Source organism: Streptomyces sp. NPDC057697 (assembly GCF_042799335.1).
Lineage (GTDB): Bacteria > Actinomycetota > Actinomycetes > Streptomycetales > Streptomycetaceae > Streptomyces.
Genome location: NZ_JBHVJA010000001.1, coordinates 517,648 through 537,107 on the forward strand (window position 1 = coordinate 517,648; position 19,460 = coordinate 537,107).

16 protein-coding genes are annotated in these 19,460 nt (G+C 72.2%); 10 read left to right on the forward strand and 6 right to left on the reverse strand.

What is annotated here, in order from left to right:
* Positions 1-52: 52 nt before the first annotated feature.
* Both ACFVFH_RS02300 and ACFVFH_RS02305 read right to left on the reverse strand, forming a co-directional pair.
* A complete protein-coding gene (locus tag ACFVFH_RS02300) occupies positions 53-1,630 on the reverse strand; it encodes an HtaA domain-containing protein (RefSeq protein ID WP_383762187.1) in 1,578 nt (525 codons plus the stop codon).
* A gap of 44 nt (positions 1,631-1,674) precedes the next feature.
* Positions 1,675-3,066: an HtaA domain-containing protein gene (locus ACFVFH_RS02305; protein WP_383762190.1), complete on the reverse strand. Its 1,392-nt coding sequence runs from the start codon at positions 3,064-3,066 to the stop codon at positions 1,675-1,677.
* A 133-nt stretch (positions 3,067-3,199) separates the two neighbouring features.
* Between ACFVFH_RS02305 and ACFVFH_RS02310 the strand changes: the two genes are divergently transcribed.
* The 7 genes from ACFVFH_RS02310 to ACFVFH_RS02340 all read left to right on the forward strand — a co-directional run bounded on the left by ACFVFH_RS02310 (position 3,200) and on the right by ACFVFH_RS02340 (position 10,716).
* Positions 3,200-4,282, forward strand: a complete 1,083-nt coding sequence (locus ACFVFH_RS02310; protein WP_383762193.1) for a hemin ABC transporter substrate-binding protein — start codon at positions 3,200-3,202, stop codon at positions 4,280-4,282.
* Entirely contained in the window at positions 4,279-5,382 is a 1,104-nt protein-coding gene (locus tag ACFVFH_RS02315) for a FecCD family ABC transporter permease (RefSeq protein ID WP_383762196.1), read from the forward strand. Before ACFVFH_RS02310 ends, ACFVFH_RS02315 begins: the two co-directional genes overlap by 4 nt.
* Entirely contained in the window at positions 5,379-6,218 is an 840-nt protein-coding gene (locus tag ACFVFH_RS02320; protein WP_383762199.1) for a heme ABC transporter ATP-binding protein, read from the forward strand. The genes ACFVFH_RS02315 and ACFVFH_RS02320 overlap by 4 nt, the downstream gene beginning before the upstream one ends.
* Positions 6,219-6,409: 191 nt before the next feature.
* Positions 6,410-7,546 (forward strand): iron uptake system protein EfeO, encoded by a 1,137-nt coding sequence (gene efeO, locus ACFVFH_RS02325; RefSeq protein WP_383762202.1) that lies wholly within the window; start codon positions 6,410-6,412, stop codon positions 7,544-7,546.
* A gap of 20 nt (positions 7,547-7,566) precedes the next feature.
* Complete coding sequence (gene efeB, locus ACFVFH_RS02330; RefSeq protein ID WP_383762205.1) at positions 7,567-8,841, forward strand: iron uptake transporter deferrochelatase/peroxidase subunit; 1,275 nt, start codon at positions 7,567-7,569, stop codon at positions 8,839-8,841.
* Positions 8,842-8,873: 32 nt separating this feature from the next.
* Entirely contained in the window at positions 8,874-9,845 is a 972-nt protein-coding gene (efeU, locus tag ACFVFH_RS02335; protein ID WP_383762208.1) for an iron uptake transporter permease EfeU, read from the forward strand.
* Complete coding sequence (locus ACFVFH_RS02340; protein ID WP_383762211.1) at positions 9,778-10,716, forward strand: hypothetical protein; 939 nt, start codon at positions 9,778-9,780, stop codon at positions 10,714-10,716. The genes efeU and ACFVFH_RS02340 overlap by 68 nt, the downstream gene beginning before the upstream one ends.
* A gap of 58 nt (positions 10,717-10,774) precedes the next feature.
* Here ACFVFH_RS02340 and ACFVFH_RS02345 read toward each other — a convergent pair whose 3' ends face one another.
* A complete protein-coding gene (locus tag ACFVFH_RS02345) occupies positions 10,775-11,521 on the reverse strand; it encodes a bifunctional DNA primase/polymerase (protein ID WP_383762214.1) in 747 nt (248 codons plus the stop codon).
* Positions 11,522-11,855: 334 nt separating this feature from the next.
* Between ACFVFH_RS02345 and ddaH the strand changes: the two genes are divergently transcribed.
* The gene (gene ddaH, locus ACFVFH_RS02350) at positions 11,856-12,794 is read left to right on the forward strand and encodes a dimethylargininase (protein ID WP_383762217.1); all 939 of its coding nucleotides are present in this window, start codon (positions 11,856-11,858) and stop codon (positions 12,792-12,794) included.
* Between the two features lie 14 nt (positions 12,795-12,808).
* On the opposite strand, the gene ACFVFH_RS02355 is transcribed toward ddaH, so the two are convergent.
* Positions 12,809-13,804 carry a small ribosomal subunit Rsm22 family protein gene (locus ACFVFH_RS02355; protein ID WP_383762219.1) on the reverse strand — a complete coding sequence of 332 codons (996 nt, stop codon included), beginning with the start codon at positions 13,802-13,804 and terminating at the stop codon, positions 12,809-12,811.
* A gap of 141 nt (positions 13,805-13,945) precedes the next feature.
* On the opposite strand from ACFVFH_RS02355, the gene ACFVFH_RS02360 reads away from it, so the two are divergent.
* Entirely contained in the window at positions 13,946-15,253 is a 1,308-nt protein-coding gene (locus tag ACFVFH_RS02360) for a hypothetical protein (RefSeq protein WP_383762222.1), read from the forward strand.
* Positions 15,254-15,341: 88 nt separating this feature from the next.
* Here ACFVFH_RS02360 and ACFVFH_RS02365 read toward each other — a convergent pair whose 3' ends face one another.
* The gene (locus ACFVFH_RS02365; RefSeq protein WP_383762224.1) at positions 15,342-16,664 is read right to left on the reverse strand and encodes a multidrug effflux MFS transporter; all 1,323 of its coding nucleotides are present in this window, start codon (positions 16,662-16,664) and stop codon (positions 15,342-15,344) included.
* Positions 16,665-16,751: 87 nt separating this feature from the next.
* On the opposite strand from ACFVFH_RS02365, the gene ACFVFH_RS02370 reads away from it, so the two are divergent.
* Positions 16,752-17,786, forward strand: coding sequence for a Gfo/Idh/MocA family protein (locus ACFVFH_RS02370; RefSeq protein ID WP_383762226.1), 1,035 nt, complete (start codon positions 16,752-16,754; stop codon positions 17,784-17,786).
* Here the strand turns inward: ACFVFH_RS02370 and ACFVFH_RS02375 are convergent.
* Positions 17,773-19,401 (reverse strand): alkaline phosphatase D family protein, encoded by a 1,629-nt coding sequence (locus tag ACFVFH_RS02375; RefSeq protein WP_383762229.1) that lies wholly within the window; start codon positions 19,399-19,401, stop codon positions 17,773-17,775. The genes ACFVFH_RS02370 and ACFVFH_RS02375 overlap by 14 nt on opposite strands.
* Between the last annotated feature and the right edge of the window lie 59 nt (positions 19,402-19,460).

Genomic DNA, 19,460 nt, shown 5'->3' on the forward strand with positions numbered 1-19,460 from the left:
GTGGCCGTTCGGCCGGTCCACCCGGGCGGTGCCGTCGTCGGGCGCGGACGGGTCAGGCGGTACGGCGGCGGCGGGCCGCGATCACCACTCCGGCACCGGCCGCCACGACCACGCCCGAGGCGGCGAACAGGGCGCCCGTGGGGAGGTCGGAGCCGGTGGCGGCGAGGGCGCCCGCGCCGCCGACGGAACCGCCGCCGACCGAGCCGCCGCCCACGCTGCCGCCGGTGGCCGCGGAGCCGCCCGTCGAGCCGGTGCCGCCCGCGGTGCCGGAACCGCCCGTGGCGCCCGGGAGTTCGGCGTCCTTGTCGAGGGCGACCGCGAGGGTCAGCGCGTCGAGCTGCTCACCCGCCGGGTACATGCCGCCGAATGCCTTGGTGCCGTCGGCGGTGAGGGCCGCCGGGACCGCCGAGAGGTTCACCACGCCGTCCTTGGCGGCGAGCCGCCCCTTCGGCAGCTTCAGGTCCGCGACGGCCAGGTTGGTGTACGTGGAGACCTTCTTGGTCTCACGGTCCTTGGTGGTGACGTCCGCGATCAGGGTGCCCTTGCCGCCGTTCACCTGGACCTCCATGCCGGTCAGGGAGAGGTCGAGGGTGTACGCGCCGTTCTCCTCGTGGCCCAGGAAGCGGACCTTGCCGTCGAATTCGGCGTTCAGGGTCTGCTTCGCGGCGTCGAAGTGGCCGGTCGCGTCGGGGAACCGGTAGCCGTCGCCGGATGCGGTGGCGCCGGCCGACGTCTCGATGCGGCCGTGGGCGATCGGGCCCGTGACGTAGCTGCGGAAGGACTTCTTGACGCCCCAGTCCAGGGTGCCGCCCACGAGGTCGCCGCTGTCGGCGGCCGGCTCGTCGGTGGTGTCGTCCGAGGGGGACGTGGTGGGCTTGCCGGTGGGCTCCGTGGTGGGCTTGCCGGTCGGCTCGGTGGTGGGCTTCTCGGTCGGCTTCTCGGTCGGCTTCTCGGTGGGCTTCTCCGTCGGCTCGGTGGGCTTCTCGGTCGGCTTCTCGGTCGGGGCCGATACGGCCTTCACCGAGAGGGTGGCCGGGTCGAGCGCTTCGCCCTCCTTGTACTGGCCGTCGAACGCCTCGGAACCGGCCTTCGTCAGCGTCGCCGGGATGTCCTTGAAGACCATCGCGCCGCCCTCGCCCCGGCCCGGCTTCACCGCCGAGAGGTCGAGGTCGGCGAACTTCACGTCGTCGCGGGTGCCCTTGGGGGTCGTGACGTCGACGGTGATCGCACCGCCGGTACCGGTCGTGGCGAGCTTCACATCGGAGAGCGTGATGTCGAGAACGCCGCCGTGGGCGTAGAAGTTGACGCCGCCGGCGAAGGAGGTGTCCGTGCCGTGCGTGGCGGTGTCGTACGTGCCCTTGCCGTCGGAGAAGGTGAACACGCCGTTGCCGGGCGCCTGGACGGCACCGTCCTTGACGGTGATCTTCCCGCCGGAGAACGACGAGGCGAGGTACTTGCGGAAGGACTCCTTGACCCCCCATTCCAGCGTGCCGTCCTTCAGCTCCAGCTTGGGCGCCGCGGTGGGCGCGCCGCCGTCGGCGAGCGCCGGAAGGGCGAACACGGTGGCGCCGAGAGCGGCCGCCGTGGCGACTGCGGCGGTGAGGGCTATGGGACGGCGGGTGGCTGCCATGGTCGTTGATCTCCTAGGAAAACAGGGGGGGTGGGACGGGGGGTCTATTCGGTGGTCCTGTGGGTGCCCCGGCGGCGGGCGAGGTACAGCGCGCCCGCCGCGGCGACGAGCACGCCGCCGCCGAGGCCCAGGTACAGACCGGTGCTGGAGTCGTCCGCCGCGGCCGCGGCGGGGGTGGCCTTCTCCGTGGCCGGGGCGGACGGTTCTGACGAGGGGTCGGGGGCGCTGCCCAGATCGGGCAGGGCGGGCAGCCGGGCCCCGGAGTCGACGGCGACGGCCAGTGAGACCGGGTCCATCGCGGTGCCCGCCCGGTAGAGCGAGCCGAACGCCTTCGCGCCGTCGGCGGTGAGGGTGGCGGGGGCCTCGGTGAGGACGGCGAGGCCGTCCTTCGGCGCGAGGTCCTTCGCGGTGAAGGTGACGAGCGGTACGGCCTCGCTCCGGTCGCCGTCGCGGTGGACGTCGGCCGAGAGGGTGCCCTTGCCCGCCTTCACCCGGACCACGACGGACGACAGCTCCAGATCGAGGTCGGTGCCGGTGAACCGGACGCTGCCCGCGAACCTGGCGTCCAGGCTGCGCTTCTTCGGGTCGTAGGTGCCCGTGCCGCGCGGGAAGCGGAAGAGCGCGCCGCCGTCCTGGGCGCCGTCGGCGAGGGTCCACTTCCCCTTGCCGATGGAGCCGGTGACGTACTCGCGGAAGGTCCGGCGGACCCCCCAGTCGACGGCGGCGTCCTCGAAGCGCCCGGTGGCCGCCGGGGTCTTCTTCGGCTGCGGCTTCTTCCCGGGGGACTTGGAGGGGGCCGGCTTCCCGGCCGGGGCGACGGTGTCCACGGAGAGGCTGACCGGGTCGAGCGGGGTGCCGGCCGTGTAGTACCCGGCGAACGCCTTGGCGCCCTGCGCGGTCAGGGTCGCCGGGACGGTGCGGAGGGCGACGGGGGTGGTACCGCCCTTCATGTCGATCCCGGACAGGCCGAGTGTGGCGAGGGGCACCTGGGCGGCCGAGGTCACCCGGCCGCTCCCCCGTTCCTTGCTGACCATGTCGGCGTACAGGGTGCCGCCGCCGCCCGCGATGCGGACGGTGGGGCGGCTGATGGTGAGGTCCAGTTCGTGGCTGCCGTCGGACTTCCGGTGGCCCAGGAAGTGGACCCCGCCGCTGAAGGACGAGGTGAAGGCCCCGGTCGCCGGGTCGTAGGAGCCGGTGGCGGAGTGGAACCGGAACTGGCTGCCGCCGACCGTGGCGGCGCCGCCGGTCAGGCTCCAACTGCCGTTCGCTATCGGGCCGGTGACATAGCTCTGGAAGGAGGACTTGATGCCCCAGTCCAGCCTGCCGCCCTGCACCGTGCGGCTCGCCGCCTGCGCGGAGGCGACCGGGAGCAGAGCTCCCAGCACCGCCGTCAGAAGCATGACGGCAAGTGCGCGGGCAGGTCTGGACGGCAGCATGGAACCCCTCCGGAATCGAGAAACTGAGGTAAGGCTAACCTAAGCGGTACGCGAGGTGCGGGGGTACCCCTTCCACCGCATCTCTCGTGAACCATGACGAACCACCGCCGCACACCGACAGGAAGGTGCCCCCGTGCGCATCTCGCAGGACTTCGCCCCACCGGGGCAGCGCGGCCGGCGGCCGGGGCGCGGGCGGGCCGGGACCCGCGGCCCGCTCGGCGCCCTGACCGCCGCCCTCGCCCTGGCCCTCGTCCTGACCGGCTGCGGCGGCAAGACGGAGACCAAGGCCCCCTCCTCCGCCGCCGCCGAGGCGACCGCCGACCGGATAGAACCGCTCGCCACCACGCCGAAACCGCGGCTGCCCGTCACGGTGAAGTCGGCGGACGGCACCGAGGTCACCGTCGCCTCGACGGACCGGATCGTTCCGCTGACCGGCGGGCTGAGCGAGATCGTCTTCACGCTGGGCCTCGGCAAGCAGGTCGTGGCCCGGGACATCACCGCCACCTTCGAACAGGCCGAGAAACTCCCGGTGGTGACCCGCGCTCATGACGTCTCGGCGGAGAGCGTGCTGTCGCTGAAGCCGACCGTCGTGCTCGCCGAGACCACCACCGGCCCGGCGGAGGCCATCGACCAGATCCGGGACGCGGGCATCCCGCTCGTCGTCGTCGCACCGGCCAAGCAGCTCTCCGACGTCGGCCGCCGGATCGACACCGTGGCGACGGCCCTGGGCGTACCCGGCTCGGGCACCGAACTCAAGACCCGCACCCAGTCACGTATCGACGACGCGCGGAAGTCCGTGCCCGCCCCGGCGGACGGGCGCGAGAAGCCCCGGGTCGCCTTCCTCTATCTGCGCGGTTCGGCCTCGGTCTATCTGCTGGGCGGCCGGGAGTCCGGCGCGAGCTCGCTCCTCGAAGCGGCCGGGGCCGTCGACGCGGGCAAGGCGTCCGGACTGAAGAAGGACTTCACCGCCATCACCAGCGAGGCGCTCGCCAAGGCCGCCCCCGACGCCATCCTGGTGATGAGCAAAGGGCTCGAATCGGTGGGCGGCGTCGACGGTCTCGTGAAGATTCCGGGCGTCGCCGAGACCCCGGCCGGGCTGGACCGGCGGATCGTCTCCATCGACGACGGGGTGCTGCTGAACTACGGCCCCCGCACGGACCGGGTGCTGCGCGAACTGATCGCCCAGCTCTACCCGCAGGACGGGGCGGGCAGATGACCACCACCTCCCCGGAGAACGTCCGGGCCGGTGCCGCCGCCGCACCGGACCGGCCCGCGACGCCCAAGTCCCGGCGCTCCTCGTCCTTCGCGCTGACCGCCGGACTGCTCGCCGCCCTCCTGGTGTGCTCCCTGCTCTCCGCCGGGCTCGGCGCGTACAACATCCCGCTCGGCGACGTCCTCTCCTCCGTCCAGCACCGGCTCGGCCTCGGCGGAGCCGCGCTGGACCGGGTCGGCGAGAGCGTGCTGTGGAACGTACGGCTGCCGAGAGTCGTCCTCGCCCTGCTGGTCGGGGCATCGCTGGGCTGCGCGGGCGCACTGATGCAGGGCGTGTTCGGCAATCCGCTCGCCGAGCCCGGGGTGATCGGGATCTCCTCCGGCGCCGCGGTCGGCGCGGTCGCCTCGATCGCGCTGGGGCTGAACTTCCTCGGCAACTGGACCGTCACCGTCTGCGCCTTCGCCGCCGGGCTCGCGACCGTGCTGCTGGTGTACGCGCTGTCGCGGTCGGGCGGGCGGACGGAGGTGGTGACCCTGATCCTCACCGGGATCGCGGTCAACGCCTTCGCGGGCGCGCTGATCGGACTGTTCATCTTCTTCGCCGACAACGCGCAGATCTCGCAGATCACCTTCTGGCAGCTGGGCTCGCTGGCCCAGGCGACCTGGCCCAAGGTGCTCGCGGTGCTGCCGTGCGCGGCGCTCGGGCTGCTCGTCGCGCCGTTCCACGCCCGCAAGCTGGACCTCCTCGCACTCGGCGAGCGGCCCGCCCGGCACCTGGGGGTCGATGTCGAACGGCTCCGGATCGTGCTGGTGCTCGTCGTGGCGCTGCTGACCGCCGCCGCGGTGGCGGTCGCCGGGATCATCTCGTTCGTGGGGCTGCTGGTACCGCATCTGCTGCGGATGGCCAACGGCCCCGGGCACCGCTTTCTCGTCCCCGCCAGCGCGCTGGGCGGCGCCCTGGTCCTGGTGGCGGGCGATCTCGCGGCCCGGACCGTCGCCGACCCCGCCGAGCTGCCGCTCGGTGTGCTGACCGCGCTCTTCGGCAGCCCGTTCTTCTTCTGGCTGCTGCGCAGGACCCGTCGCAAGCAAGGTGGTTGGGCATGAGGGCCCTGAGGAATCCGTTCCGGACACGGGGCCGGCTGCTGCCCTCCCCGGTCCCCGTCGGCTCCCCCGTCGCCGAGGCGCGCGGGCTCCGGGTGCTGCTGGGGCAGCGGCCGGTGCTCGACTCCATCGACCTGGCCGCGCACGCGGGCGAGGTGCTGGCGCTGGTGGGTCCCAACGGGGCGGGAAAGTCGACCCTGCTGGCGGCGCTGGCCGCCGATCTGCCCGTGGACGGCGGCGAGGTCCGGATCAACGGGCGCCCGGCCTCCGGCTGGTCGGCCGCCGAACTGGCGCTGCGCCGGGCCGTGCTGCCGCAGTCCGCCGCGCTGTCGTTCCCCTTCCCGGTGGAGGACGTCGTACGGATGGGACGGGCGCCGTGGGCCGGTACGGACCGGGCGGACGAGGACGATCCCGCCGTGGCCTCGGCGATGGCGGCGACCGAGGTCACCGAATTCGCCGCGCGCCCCTTCTCCGCCTTGTCCGGCGGCGAGCGGGCCCGGGTCGCGCTGGCCCGGGTGCTGGCGCAGCGCGCCCCGCTGCTGCTGCTCGACGAACCGACGGCCGCGCTCGATCTGCGCCACCAGGAACTGGTGCTGAGGATCTGCCGGGAGCGGGCCGCCGCCGGGGACGCGGTCGTCGTGGTGCTGCACGACCTGGGCCTCGCCGCGGCGTACGCGGACCGGGCGGCGGTGCTGCACGACGGGCGGATCGCGGTGGCCGGACCACCCGCCGGGGTGTTCACGGGCGAACTGCTCGGCGAGGTCTACCGGCAGCCGGTCGAGGTCTTCCCGCATCCGCGGACCGGGGCGCCGCTCGTCGTACCGACCCGGAGCCCTTGACCCTTGCTTGACCCTTCCGTGGGGCGGCCGTGGGCCACCTGTGATCGACCCGTTCCCGGGCCGCCGGGATGAGAGCTGAATCACTGCACGGGTGGGTATCACCGAGGTAAGCCTCGGCTAAGTTAGGTCCGCCTCACCTGCCTTTGTCCCGATCTTCTCCCGCTTCTCCTTCGTCCTCATGTGGAGCCCGTATGCGAGCCGTTCGTTTCTCCGTCGTCACCGCTGCCGCCACGGTGGCCGCTCTGACCGCCGTCACGGGCTGCGCACAGAAGAGCGACGGCAAGGGCGACGGCGCCGTGCGGGTCGTCGCGAAGGACGACTCCTGCGAGGTGTCGAAGAAGGAGCTGCCCGCCGGTCACATCGAACTGGCCGTGCAGAACAAGGGCTCCAAGGTCACCGAGGTCTACGTCCTGTTCCCGGACGACCGCATCGTCGCCGAGCGCGAGAACATCGGTCCCGGCACCAAGGCCACCATCACGGCCGAGATCAAGGCCGGTTCGTACGAGGTCGCCTGCAAGCCCGGCATGAAGGGCCACGGCATCCGGCAGAAGCTGAAGGTCACCGGGGGCAACGCGGCCAAGCGCAGCCCCGAGATGGACAAGGCCGTCGCCGAGTACCGCACCTATGTCCAGGCCCAGGCCGACGAGACGCTGCCCAAGGCCAAGAAGTTCACCGACGCCGTCGCCGCCGGTGACATCGAGACGGCCAAGAAGCTCTACGCCGACTCCCGCCTCGGCTGGGAGCGCACCGAGCCGGTCGCCGAGTCCTTCGGCGACATCGACCCGAAGGTCGACATCCGCGAGGACGGCCTGGAGGACGGCCAGAAGTGGACCGGCTGGCACCGCCTGGAGAAGGCGCTGTGGCAGGACAAGAAGCTGGGCGCCGAGGAGAAGGCCCTCGCGCCGGTCCTCCACAAGGACCTGGTCGACTGGCAGAAGCGGGTCGGCACGGCCGACATCACCCCGACCTCGATGGCCAACGGCGCCAAGGAGCTCCTCGACGAGGTCGCCACCGGCAAGGTCACCGGTGAGGAGGAGCGCTACAGCCACACCGACCTGATCGACTTCAAGGGCAACGTCGAGGGCGCCGAGAAGTCCTACGAGCTGCTGAAGCCGATCGCCTCGAAGAACGACGCGGCGCTGACCACCACCCTGGACAAGCGGTTCGCGGAGCTCAACACGCTGCTCGACAAGTACCGCGAGGACAAGAGCTCCTACGCGTTCACCTCGTACGAGAAGGTCGGCAAGGCGGACCGCAAGGAACTGTCGGACGCGGTCAACGCGCTGGCCGAGCCGCTGTCCCGGCTCGCCGCCGCGGTGACGAAGTAACGAGCGGAAGGGCCGCGGTCATGTCCGATCAGACGCGGACCGGCGAAACCCCGCGACAGGAGACCGGTTCCGCCCCGTCCCGCCGGGCACTGCTCGGCTGGGGCGGCGCGGGCCTCGCGCTGGGCGCGGTGGCGGCCGGTGGCGCGGTCGCCGCGGTGCGCACGGGCGACGACACGGTGCCGGCGGCGGACAGCGGAGCGGCCGTGCCGTTCCACGGCGCCCACCAGGCCGGTATCGCCACCGCCGTCCAGGACAGGCTGCACTTCGCCGCGTTCGACGTGACGACGAAGGACCGCGCCGAGCTGATCGCGCTGCTCAAGGAGTGGACGCGGGCGGCGGAGCGGATGACGGCCGGTCACGCGGTCGGCGACGGGGCGTACGGCGGCCTCGCCGAGGCCCCGCCGGACGACACCGGTGAGGCGCTGGGGCTCAAGCCCTCCCGGCTCACGCTGACCATCGGCTTCGGCCCCTCGCTCTTCGCCAGGGGCCGGTTCGGCCTGGAGGGCAGGCGGCCCGAGGCGCTCGTCGATCTGCCGAAGTTCCCCGGCGACAACCTCGACGCGGCCCGCAGCGGCGGCGACCTCTGTGTCCAGGCATGCGCGGACGACCCGCAGGTCGCGGTGCACGCCATCCGCAACCTCGCCAGGATCGGCATGGGCCGCACCGCGATCCGCTGGTCCCAGCTGGGCTTCGGCAAGACGTCGTCGACGACCCCGGACGCCCAGACCCCGCGCAACATGATGGGCTTCAAGGACGGCACCCGGAACATCGCCGGCACCGACACCGCCGCCCTGGACAAGCACGTGTGGGTCGGTGCGAAGGACGACGCGGACTGGATGACCGGGGGTTCGTACCTGGTGGCCCGCCGCATCCGGATGCATATCGAGACCTGGGACCGTGCCCCGCTCCAGGAGCAGGAGGACGTCTTCGGCCGCGACAAGGGCGAGGGCGCCCCGGTCGGCAAGGCCAAGGAGCGCGACGAGCCGTTCCTGAAGGCGATGCTGCCGACCGCACACGTGCGGCTCGCCCACCCGGACAGCAACGGCGGCGCGACGATCCTGCGCCGGGGCTACTCCTTCACCGACGGCACGGACGGCCTCGGCCGCCTCGACGCCGGGCTGTTCTTCATCGCCTACCAGCGCGATGTGCGCAAGGCGTTCATCCCGCTCCAGCGGCGCCTCGCCGCGCACGACGCACTCAACGAGTACATCCAGCACGTGGGTTCGGCGCATTTCGCCGTCCCGCCGGGCGTCCGCGACAAGGACGACTGGTGGGGCCGGGCGCTGTTCTCGTAACGGGACTCGAAGCGGAAAAGGAGAACCGAGACGTGTTCAGCAACTTCCTGATCGGCCTGCGCGAGGGCCTTGAGGCCAGCCTGGTCGTCTGCATCCTCATCGCGTATCTGGTGAAGACCGGCAACAAGAACCGGCTGGTGCCGATCTGGACCGGCGTCGGGATCGCGGTCGTCGTCAGCCTGGCGTTCGGCGCCGGGCTCGAATTCGGCTCGCAGGAGATGACGTTCAAGGCCCAGGAGGCGCTCGGCGGTTCGCTGTCGATCGTCTCCGTCGGCCTGGTCACCTGGATGGTCTTCTGGATGCGGCGCACCGCGCGGCATCTGAAGACGGAGCTCCACGGCAAGCTCGACGCGGCGCTCGCGATGGGCACCGGCGCGCTGGTCGCCACGGCGCTCCTCGCGGTGGGCCGGGAGGGCCTGGAGACCTCGCTGTTCGTATGGCGTGCGGTGCACGCGGCGGACGACGGCTGGCACCCGATGATCGGCGCGCTCCTCGGTATCGCGACCGCCGTCGTGCTGGGCTGGCTGTTCTACCGGGGAGCGCTGCGGATCAATCTGTCGAAGTTCTTCACCTGGACCGGCGGCATGCTGGTGGTCGTGGCGGCGGGCGTGCTCGCGTACGGCGTCCACGACCTCCAGGAGGCGGAGTTCATCGGGGGCCTGCACAGCCAGGCGTTCGACATCAGCTCCACGATCCCGCCGGACAGCTGGTACGGCACGCTGCTCAAGGGCACCTTCAACTTCCAGCCCGACCCGACCGTTCTCCAGATCACGGTGTGGGTGCTGTATCTGGTCCCCACCCTCGCGCTGTTCCTCGCCCCGGTAGGGTTCGGACGGTCAGAAAGGGCGACGGATCAGAAGGCGCGGAAAGCAACGGATGAGAAGCCTGAGGCCGATTCGGCTGGTGACGGGACTCGCGACGGCGACGGTGCTGTCGATGACGGCGAGCGGTTGCATGACGGTGCACGGCGAGCTGGAAGTGGTGCCGGGGGCAACCAGGTCTGAGGCCGCGAAGGCCCTCTCGGATTTCACCGCCGCGTACAACGCGGCGGACAAGGCCTACGACCCGGCTCTGGACGCGGACCGGGTCACCGGCGCGCTCGGCGCGATCAACCAGGCGGGGCTGCGGGCGCGGCAGAAGAACCATCCGGACGGCAACCCGGACCACTCCCCGCTGGAGCTGACCGACGCCAGGTACCTCATCCCGAAGAAGGCCGGCTGGCCGCGGTGGTTCCTCGCGGACACCGACTCCAACCGCGACCAGGACCACGGGAAGCTGGACACCCGCTGGCTGCTCGTCTTCGTCAAGTCCGGGCCCGGTGCCGGGTGGAAGGTCTCCTATCTCTCGGTCGTGAGCCCCTCCCTGCTGCCCGCGTTCGCGAAGGACGGCGACGGAGCGGCCAGGCCGGTGGCCGAGGACAGCGCCGAACTGGCCGTGGCCCCGCAGGACTTGAGCGCCCGGTACACGCAGTATCTGCAGAAGGGCACCCCGGACGTCTTCGCGCCCGGCGCCGCCACCTCGGGCTGGCGGGAGGAGCGCCGGAACACCCGGCGGGCGGGTTTCTCGTACCAGTACATCGACCAGGCGCTGGACAGCGGCGCGTTCGGCCCGCTCGGTCTGGAGACCGAGGACGGCGGGGCGCTGGTCTTCTTCAGCAGCAAGCACTTCGAGCGGCAGACCGCGGCGAAGGGGCTGCGCCCGCCGCTCAACGAGGACGTGGAGGCGCTGCTGTCCGGTGAGGTGAAGTCCACCCTCACCAAGGAGCGGGTCTCCGGCGATCTGGTGTACGTCCCGAAGAAGGGCTCGTCGAAGGACGGCGGCAAGGTGGTCGTGCTGAACAGGCTGCCGGGCCTGACGGCGGCGAAGGGCTCATGAGCGAGCCGGGGCCGCCCCGCCTCGGGGAACGGCCCCGGTCATGGCCGGACGGGCGGCCTCAACGGCTCAACGGCCACGCCACCGCGTCATGGTCCAGGTCGCTCTGGTCCGCCTCGTCCGCGTACTGCGCGCAGGCGTCGGTGAGCGTCTCCAGCAGGGTCAGCGGATCGGGCAGCGGGTTCTCCGGCCCGCGCACCCATCGCACGTCCAGATCACCGGGGAGCCGGGACGGGGGCAGGAGCGCGTAGCTGCCGCGGCAGTGCCAGCGCAGCCCGGGGTGCTCGTCCATGGTCTCGGGGTGGCAGTCCAGCTCGCAGGGCCACCACTCGTCCTCGTCCTCGGGCGTCCCTCGGGTGGCGGTGAAGAAGAGCATCCGGTCGTCGCCGGAGCGGGCGACGGGGCCGACGTCGATGCCCGCGGCCAGGAGCCGTTCCAGCGCCTGGCTGCCCGCGGAGAGCGGCACGTCGAGCACGTCGTGGATCATGCCGGTCGCGGTGATGAAGTTGGCCTGCGGCTGGCTGCGGGCCCAGCGCTCGATCTGCGCCCGGTCGGTGGTGGACTGCGTCTGCCAGGCGAAGGAGATGGGGTGCCGGGCGGGGGTGGGACAGCCGATGCGTTCGCACGAACATCGGTACCCGACCGGGTGGGCGGCCGGCGCGATCGGCATTCCGGCCTCGGCGACGGCCAGGAGCAGCGCCTCCCGGGCGGTGTCGTCGACCTCGCTCTGGTGCGGTTTGGGTCGGCGGCGAAGCCATTGGGAAAATTTGCTCTCTGAGCCGCGATAACGGCCGAAATCGGCGCCCATCTATCCCCTTACCTCAGCGTTGACCCTTCCCATGGTCCCACCATCCTGCGCCTCGGGTGGCCGGACTTCCGAAGCGGGGTGCGGACGACACTGCCGAGAGCTGGGCACTATGCACCTTCTTGTCATGAAATGACGGGTGCGTCTCGGGTGCCGGCCCCCGCACGGCGTGGTCGGCGCGGGCCGGCACTCTCCCCTCGTCCGCCTCGCGGGGCCGCCGGCGGCCCATCGCCCGCCCGCCGGCACCGGCCCGCGCGGCGACGCGAGGCGGATCGCCTTCCGGGCGCACGGAACCACCCGTTCGGATCACTGTGCGCGGAGCCCCGGAGAGCGGACCATGGGCACACGCACGCACCCGTGCGATGTCCCCGGCAGGCAACCCCTGCCTCGCGTGAGGAGCCCTTCTGTGCCCACTCGCCACCCGGCCCCCGCCCCCCGCGGAGAGACTTCGCGCCGTACCTCCCGCCGTCGGGCCACCCCCCGCCGCTACCTGATGTGCGCACCCACGCACTTCAGGGTGACGTACTCCATCAACCCGTGGATGGACCCCAGCAAGCCCGTGGACCTCCCGCTGGCCCAGACCCAGTGGGAGGACCTGCGCGACCGGTACCGCGCGCTCGGGCACACCGTGGAGCTGCTCACCCCCCGCCCCGGGCTGCCCGACATGGTGTTCGCCGCCAATGGCGCCACCGTCGTCGACGGCCGGGTGCTGGGCGCCCGCTTCGCGTACCAGGAGCGGTACGAGGAGGCCGGGGCCCATCGCGCGTGGTTCCGGGCCAACGGCTTCACCGAGATCCATGAACCGGACCACGTCAACGAGGGCGAGGGCGACTTCGCGGTCACCGCGTCGTACGTGCTGGCCGGGCGGGGCTTCCGGTCCAGTCCGCTCTCCCACGGCGAGGCCCAGGAGTTCTTCGGGCGCCCGGTGATCGGGCTCGATCTGGTCGACCCGCGCTACTACCACCTGGACACGGCGCTGTCGGTGCTCGACGACGCGGGCGACGAGATCATGTACTACCCGGGGGCCTTCTCGCCGGGCAGCCGGGCGGTCCTGGCCCGGCTCTTCCCCGACGCGCTGATCGCCGGGGAGGCGGACGCCGCCGCGCTCGGCCTGAACGCGGTGAGCGACGGGCGCCATGTGCTGCTGCCGCAGGCCGCGACGGGGCTCTTCGATCCGCTGCGGGCGCGGGGCTTCGAGCCGGTGCCGATGGACCTGGGCGAGCTGCTCAAGGGCGGCGGCAGCGTCAAGTGCTGCACCCAGGAGCTGCGGGGGTGACGGGCGGGCCGCCCTCAGGCGTCTGCGCCGGGCGGCCACGCGTCGCCCCACGCGATGTCCCGGGCGGCCCGGTACAGCTCGCCGTGCCGCTTGGTGACCGTGGTCCGCCGCAGGGCCTCGTCGCGGGTGCACAGGTCCAGCAGCACCTGCCCCTTGCGGATCTGCGGCTTGCGGGTGATCCGCGCCCCGACGGGCTCCGCCGGGAAGCGGGTCGCCACGACATAGCTGAACTTCTCGTCCTCGTACGGCAGCGAGCCGCCCTTGACCTGGCGGTGCAGCGAGGAGCGGCTGACCCGGGCGGCGAAGTGGCACCAGTCCGTGCCCGGCTCGATCGGGCAGGCCCCGCTGTGCGGGCAGGGCGCGGCGACACCCAGTCCGGCGGCGATCAGCCGGTCGCGGGCCTCGATGATCCGGGCGTAGCCGTCGGGGGTGCCCGGTTCGACGACCACGACGGCCTGCGCCGCCGCGGCGGCGGCGTCGACGAGGGCGGTCCGGGCGTCCGCCGTCAGCTCCTTGAGCACGTAGGAGACGGTGATCAGGTCGGCGGGGGCGAGTGCGAGGTCGGCGCCGATCCGGGCCCGGCGCCACTCGGCGGCGCGCAGGGCGGGGACACCGGAGAGCCCGGCCAGCTCGCGGCCGAGGGCGAGTGCGGGCTCGGCCCAGTCCAGCACGGTGGTCCGGGGCCCCTCCCAGGCCCCCGCCACGGCCCAGCTCGCCGCTCCGGTGCCGCCGCCGATGTCGGTGTGGGTGGCGGGCGTCCAGTCGGGGGCGGCCTCCCGGAGCGCGGCCAGCGCGGACCGTACCGCTTCGAAGGTGGCGGGCATCCGGTACGCGGCGTACGCGGCGACGTCGGAGCGGTCACGGAGCACCGGCGCGTCGGTCGGGGTGGTCCCGCGGTAGTTGGCGATGAGCCGGTCGACGGCCTGGGCGGCCTTCTTGGGCGGGAGTTCGTCGAGCAGTCCGGCCAGCGTCGCGCGCAGGACTTCCGCGGTGGGGAGGGTGGCGTTCACCGACGAATTGTAGGCAAAGCCGACCGAGTCGCCGCCGCCCCGGTATCCGCGCCGAACTGCACGGAATCCGAACTGCCGCGATGCCTGCGCCAGTTGCTACGCTGACCGCCGCGAGGTCGGGATCGCCCATCGAGGGGAACCATGAGACAGAAGATCGTGCGCCTGGTTCTGGCCGGCGGAGTGCTCGTGCTTGCTCTGCTTCTTCTCCTCGCCACCTGCGGCAGCGGCGAGAAGGCCGCGGACAAGCCGAAGAAGCAGGCCAGGAAGAGCGAGACCGAGGTGACCCAGCTCACCGTGCCCTCCGCGTACGCCCCGGAGCGGGGCTGGGAGCTCATCGGGACCTCCCCCGACTACGCCGTCTCCCGGACGACCGGCCGCCTCGCCTATCTGGTGCGGGAGTCGGACACCAAGTACCAGCTGCGGACCATCGATTCCAAGACGGGCCGGGCCGGCTGGCACGGCGAGAGCTGGCGGCCCCCGTCGCCGCACCAGTTCCCGCGGCTCCTCCAGGTCACCGTCGACGACCACGAGTACTTCGTGACGTGGGCGTACGGGAAGGTCGGCGAGAACGCGCTGACCCCCGCCGACACGATCGTCTCGCTGGACGTCTACGACGTGGAGGACGGTTCCCGGCGGCGCGTCGAGGTGCCGTGGAACACCGTCCCGACGGTCTCCACCACCGGCCCCGGCATCCTCATCAGCGACGGCCGGACGAACAGCGCGGTGGTCGACCCGGTGACCGGGCGGGTGACGAACGTCACGGCGTCCGCGCTCAAGTACCCCAAGGGCTGCAAGACCTGCAAGCAGCTCACCGAGGTGTGGGGGCTGACGCAGAAGGGTCTGCTGGTCAGCGGGTCCAAGGAGTTCTGGGTGCAGGGCGGCTGGTTCAGCCGTGACGTGGCCCCCAAGGGCACGGACAAGTACAGCGGCATCCCGACGTCGGTGGTCCCGGGGCTGATCCTGGCGAAGTGGCAGCTCGCGAAGGGCGCGAAGCGGGCGACCACGCACGACATGTGGGCGGTGCAGGACGCGGAGACCGGCAAGCCGCTGGCCTCGGTGGAGTGCAGCAAGCCCGCGATAAAGCCGGGCCAGTACCCGCAGCTCGTCTCCGCGCCCTCGGGCTCCTACCTGGTGGCCGGGCCGCTCGCGTTCGACCTGGCCACCAAGCGCGGGTTCTGCTTCGAGGGCGCGGACGGCACCAAGCCGCTGACGCTGGCGTCGGTGAACGACGAGGGCACCGCGTACGGCGCGGCGAGCGCGCGCAACGCGGCGGACGTGCTGGCCGGCGGCGGTGCCCCGGTCGCGGTCGCCGTCAGGAGCGGTTCCACCGGCGCCCTGCCCTCGAACGTGATGGTCCCGGGCATGGAGACGTCGGACGGGGTCGGGCTGTTCCGCTGGACCGACGAGAAGAACCGGCCGCATCTGATCGGGTACCCGAGGTCGTCGTAGCGCGTCGCGGCCCGCGCCGGGAGGTGTCGCGGTCCGGGGCGGGGCGCCGGGGAGACCCGTTCGCCCCGCTCCGGGCGTACCGCCCGTGTCACGCGGTGCGCTGCCAGGGCCTGCACAGCCCGAGGAAGCAGGCCATCGCGCCCACCGCGCACACCAGCTGCACCAGGGCCATCGGGACGGCCGTGTCCTCGCCCGCGATCCCGACGAGCGGCGAGGCGATGGCGCCGATCAGGAACGACGAGGTGCCCAGCAGCGCGGAGGCGGACCCCGCGGCGTGCTTCGTACGCATCAGCGCCTGCGCGTTGGTGTTCGGCATCGCCAGCCCCATCGCCGACATCAGCACGAACAGCCCGGCCGCGACCGGGACCAGGCCCACCTCCCCGAAGACCCCGGACGTCATCAGCAGCAGCGCGGACGCGGCCAGCACGATGACCGAGAGCCCGAAGGCGAGCGCCTTGTCCAGGCTGATCCGGCCGACCAGCACCTTGCCGTTGATCTGGCCCACGACGATCAGGCCGACCGAGTTGATGCCGAAGAGCAGGCTGAACGTCTGCGGCGAGGCGCCGTAGATCTCCTGCATGACGAACGGCGAGGCGCTCACGTACGAGAAGAGGGCGGCGAAGGCGAGGCTGCCCGCGATCATGTAGCCGGTGAAGACCCGGTCGGCGAGGAGTCCGCGCATGGTGCGCAGCGCGTCACCGATCCCGCCGGTGTGCCGGTCCTGCGGCGGCAGCGTCTCGTGCAGCCACTTCCAGACGACGAGGGTGAGCAGCAGGCCGACGAGGGTGAGGACGGCGAAGATCCCCCGCCAGTCGGTGAAGCGCAGCACCTGTCCGCCGATCAGCGGGGCGACGATCGGTGCGACACCGGAGATGAGCATCAGGGTGGAGAAGAACTTGGCCATGTCCACGCCGTCGTACAGGTCGCGCACCACCGCGCGGGCGATGACGATGCCCGCCGCCCCGGCCAGGCCCTGGATCAGGCGGAAGCCGATGAGGAGTCCGGCGGTGGGGGCGAAGACGCAGATCGCGGTGGCGACGACGTAGACGATCATGCCGAGGAGCAGCGGGCGGCGCCTGCCCCACCGGTCGCTCATCGGTCCGACGACGACCTGTCCGAGCGCCATGCCGGTGAGGCAGGCGGTGAGGGTGAGCTGAACGGTCGCGGCGGGGGCGTGCAGGGACTCGGTGACCGCGGGCAGGGCCGGGAGGTACATGTCCATGGAGAGCGGCGGCAGCGCGGTGAGGCCGCCCAGGACGAGGGTGACGAGGAGTCCGGTGCGTCTGGCCGCCTCGGCGGCGGCCGGTTTCCCGGAGGGGGTGCCGGTGGCCGGTGGCTCCGTGGCCCCGGTCCCGGCGGTCGGTATGTCGGTGCGTTCCTGCTGGGCCGGGCTTGCGCCGCTCTCCGGCATTTGTCATCTCCATGTCGTTGAATCCGCATCTATGCTCTCAGCTCAGCCGGACTGGTCGGGACCTTGTGGGGAGCGGGTATGACAGGCATGAGCGGAACCGTGCGTTGGGGTGTGCTGGCGACCGGCGGTATCGCCGCGGCGTTCACCGAGGATCTCCGGTCGATGCCGGACATGGAAGTGGTGGCCGTCGCTTCTCGGACGGACGCCTCGGCGCGGGCGTTCGCCCAGCGGTTCGGGATACCCCGGGCGTACGGCGACTGGGCCGGGCTCGCCGCCGACGAGGAGGTCGATGTGGTGTACGTCGCCACGCCGCACTCGGCGCACGGGGAGGCGGCCGCGCTCTGTCTGGAGGCCGGGAAGCATGTGCTGTGCGAGAAGGCGTTCACGCTCAACGCCCGGGAGGCGGACGAGCTGGTGAAGCTCGCCCGGGACCGGGGCCTCTTCCTGATGGAGGCGATGTGGACGTACTGCAACCCGGTGATCCGGCGCATGACGGAGCTGGTGCGGGACGGCGCGATCGGCGCGATCCGCACCGTGCAGGCCGACTTCGGGCTCGCGGGCCCCTTCGGACCCGGGCACCGGCTGCGCGACCCGGCGCTGGGCGGCGGCGCGCTGCTGGATCTCGGGGTCTATCCGGTGTCGTTCGCGCACCTGTTGCTGGGTGAGCCGGACCGGGTGCAGGCCGACGCGGTGCTCTCCCCCGAGGGGGTCGATCTGCACACCGCGATGGTGCTGGGCTGGTCGGAGGCGGGTGCCTCGGCGCTGCTGAACTGCTCGCTGGTCGCGGACACCCCGCAGACCGCGGCGGTCACCGGGACGAAGGGCCGGATCGAGTTCCCGCGCGGCTTCTTCTACCCGGAACGGTTCGTGCTGCACCGGCCGGGCCACGAGCCCGAGGAGTTCACCGCGGGAGCCGCCGGGCCGGCGGGCACGGAGCTGCGCGGCCTTCAGTTCGAGCAGGCCGAGGTGGCGCGGGCGCTGCGGGCGGGCGAGACGGAGTCGCCGCTGGTGCCGCTGGACGGCTCGCTGGCCGTGATGCGGACGCTCGACGCGGTGCGTGACCGCATCGGCGTCCGCTACCCGGCGGACGGCCCCGACGGGAGGGGCCTCACGCGGGGGTGAGTCCCTGGTTCCCGACCTCGGTGACGAACGACCCGGCCGTCGTGAGCGGCGCGCCGGGCGTCGTGACGGCGGACACCGTGCGGTAGTCGGCGCGTGCCCGCTCCCGGCCGAGGGTGACGACGGCGTAGCCGCGGCGGCCGTTGAAGAACTTCATGTGCGGATTGGCCTTCATCTGGTTGTTCCAGCTGCCGGGCTTGTCCGAACCGTCCTTGCCGCTGGTGATGGAGGTGGCGACGATCTCGGTGCCGACGGTCCGGGAGCCGGGGTCGTCGAAGTCCTTCTTCAGGTCGAATCCGTAACCGACGTGCACATCGCCGGTGAGCACCATCAGGTTGTCGGCACCGGCGGCCTCGGCGCCCTTGAGGATGCGGTCGCGGGAGGCGGGGTAGCCGTCCCAGGCGTCCATGGACAGCTTGAAGGCGTCGGTGGGGACGTCGCGCCGCTGGGCGAAGGCGACCTGCTGCGGCACGACGTTCCAGGTGGCCTTCGAGGCGCGCCAGCCGTCGATCAGCCAGCGCTCCTGGGCGGCGCCGGTCATGGTGCGCGCCGGGTCCTGGGACTCCGGTCCGGGCGTCTGCCAGCCGTCGCCGTACGCCTGGTCGCTGCGGTACTGGCGGGTGTCGAGGATGTCGAACTGGGCGAGCCGGCCGAACTGCAGGCGCCGGTAGAGCCGCATGTCGGGGCCGGTGGGGCGCTGCGGGGCGCGCAGCGGCTGGTTCTCCCAGTACGCGCGGTACGCGGCGGCGCGGCGCAGCAGGAACTCCTCCGGCGGCACGTCGTTCTCGGGGGTGTCGCCCGCGTAGTTGTTCTCGGTCTCGTGGTCGTCCCAGGTGACGACGAAGGGGTGCGCGGCGTGGGCGGCGCACAGGTCGGGGTCGGACTTGTAGAGCGCGTACCGCAGGCGGTAGTCCTCCAGCGTGACCGTCTCCCGGTCGAAGTGGGCGGGGAGCCTGCGGTCGGTGTACTTGCGGGCTCCGCCGACCGCGTCGACGGCGTACTCGTAGAGGTAGTCGCCGAGGTGGAAGACGACGTCGACGTCCTCCTCGGCGAGGTGCTTGTACGCGGTGAAGTAGCCGTCGTGGTACGCCTGGCAGGAGACGGCGGCCAGGCTCAGCTCGCTGTTGCGGGCGGAGCGGGCGGGGGCGGTGCGGGTCCGGCCGACGGGGCTGGTCCAGCTCCCGGTGCGGAAGCGGTAGTAGAGGACCCGGTCGGCTTCCAGGCCCTTGACCTCGACGTGGACGCTGTGGTCGAACTCCGGGTGGGCGGTGGCCGTTCCGCGCCGCACGACGCGGGTGAAGCGCTCGTCGCGGGCGAGTTCCCAGCGGACCCGGACCCGGGCCCGGGGCAGTCCGCTGCCGGGCTCGTAGGGGCGCGGGGCGAGCCTCGTCCAGAGCAGGACCGAGTCGGGCAGCGGGTCGCCGGAGGCGACGCCGAGGGTGAACGGGTCGTCGCCGATCCGCCTGGCGTCCAGCTCGGCGGCGCTCGCGGTGCCCGCGGCGGGCAGGTTGACCGAGAAGGCGAGCGCGGCGGCGGCTCCGGTGACGGTGAGGAAGCGGCGGCGCCCGATCCGCCCCGCGGCCTCGCGCATCTCCTGCTGGTGCGATGAGTCTGTCATCTGACCCTCCCCTGGCTGGTGGTGTACGTGGGCAGTTCACCGGCTCAGCACATCGAGCG

Excerpts from the sequence above, each read along its gene's own strand:
- ACFVFH_RS02300 (WP_383762187.1), bottom strand. The coding sequence starts at position 1,630 with ATGGCAGCCACCCGCCGTCCCATAGCCCTCACCGCCGCAGTCGCCACG.
- ACFVFH_RS02305 (WP_383762190.1), bottom strand. The coding sequence starts at position 3,066 with ATGCTGCCGTCCAGACCTGCCCGCGCACTTGCCGTCATGCTTCTGACG.
- ACFVFH_RS02315 (WP_383762196.1), top strand. The coding sequence starts at position 4,279 with ATGACCACCACCTCCCCGGAGAACGTCCGGGCCGGTGCCGCCGCCGCA.
- ACFVFH_RS02320 (WP_383762199.1), top strand. The coding sequence starts at position 5,379 with ATGAGGGCCCTGAGGAATCCGTTCCGGACACGGGGCCGGCTGCTGCCC.
- efeO (WP_383762202.1), top strand. The coding sequence starts at position 6,410 with ATGCGAGCCGTTCGTTTCTCCGTCGTCACCGCTGCCGCCACGGTGGCC.
- efeB (WP_383762205.1), top strand. The coding sequence starts at position 7,567 with ATGTCCGATCAGACGCGGACCGGCGAAACCCCGCGACAGGAGACCGGT.
- ACFVFH_RS02340 (WP_383762211.1), top strand. The coding sequence starts at position 9,778 with ATGACGGCGAGCGGTTGCATGACGGTGCACGGCGAGCTGGAAGTGGTG.
- ACFVFH_RS02345 (WP_383762214.1), bottom strand. The coding sequence starts at position 11,521 with ATGGGCGCCGATTTCGGCCGTTATCGCGGCTCAGAGAGCAAATTTTCC.
- ddaH (WP_383762217.1), top strand. The coding sequence starts at position 11,856 with ATGGGCACACGCACGCACCCGTGCGATGTCCCCGGCAGGCAACCCCTG.
- ACFVFH_RS02360 (WP_383762222.1), top strand. The coding sequence starts at position 13,946 with ATGAGACAGAAGATCGTGCGCCTGGTTCTGGCCGGCGGAGTGCTCGTG.
- ACFVFH_RS02365 (WP_383762224.1), bottom strand. The coding sequence starts at position 16,664 with ATGCCGGAGAGCGGCGCAAGCCCGGCCCAGCAGGAACGCACCGACATA.
- ACFVFH_RS02370 (WP_383762226.1), top strand. The coding sequence starts at position 16,752 with ATGAGCGGAACCGTGCGTTGGGGTGTGCTGGCGACCGGCGGTATCGCC.
- ACFVFH_RS02375 (WP_383762229.1), bottom strand. The coding sequence starts at position 19,401 with ATGACAGACTCATCGCACCAGCAGGAGATGCGCGAGGCCGCGGGGCGG.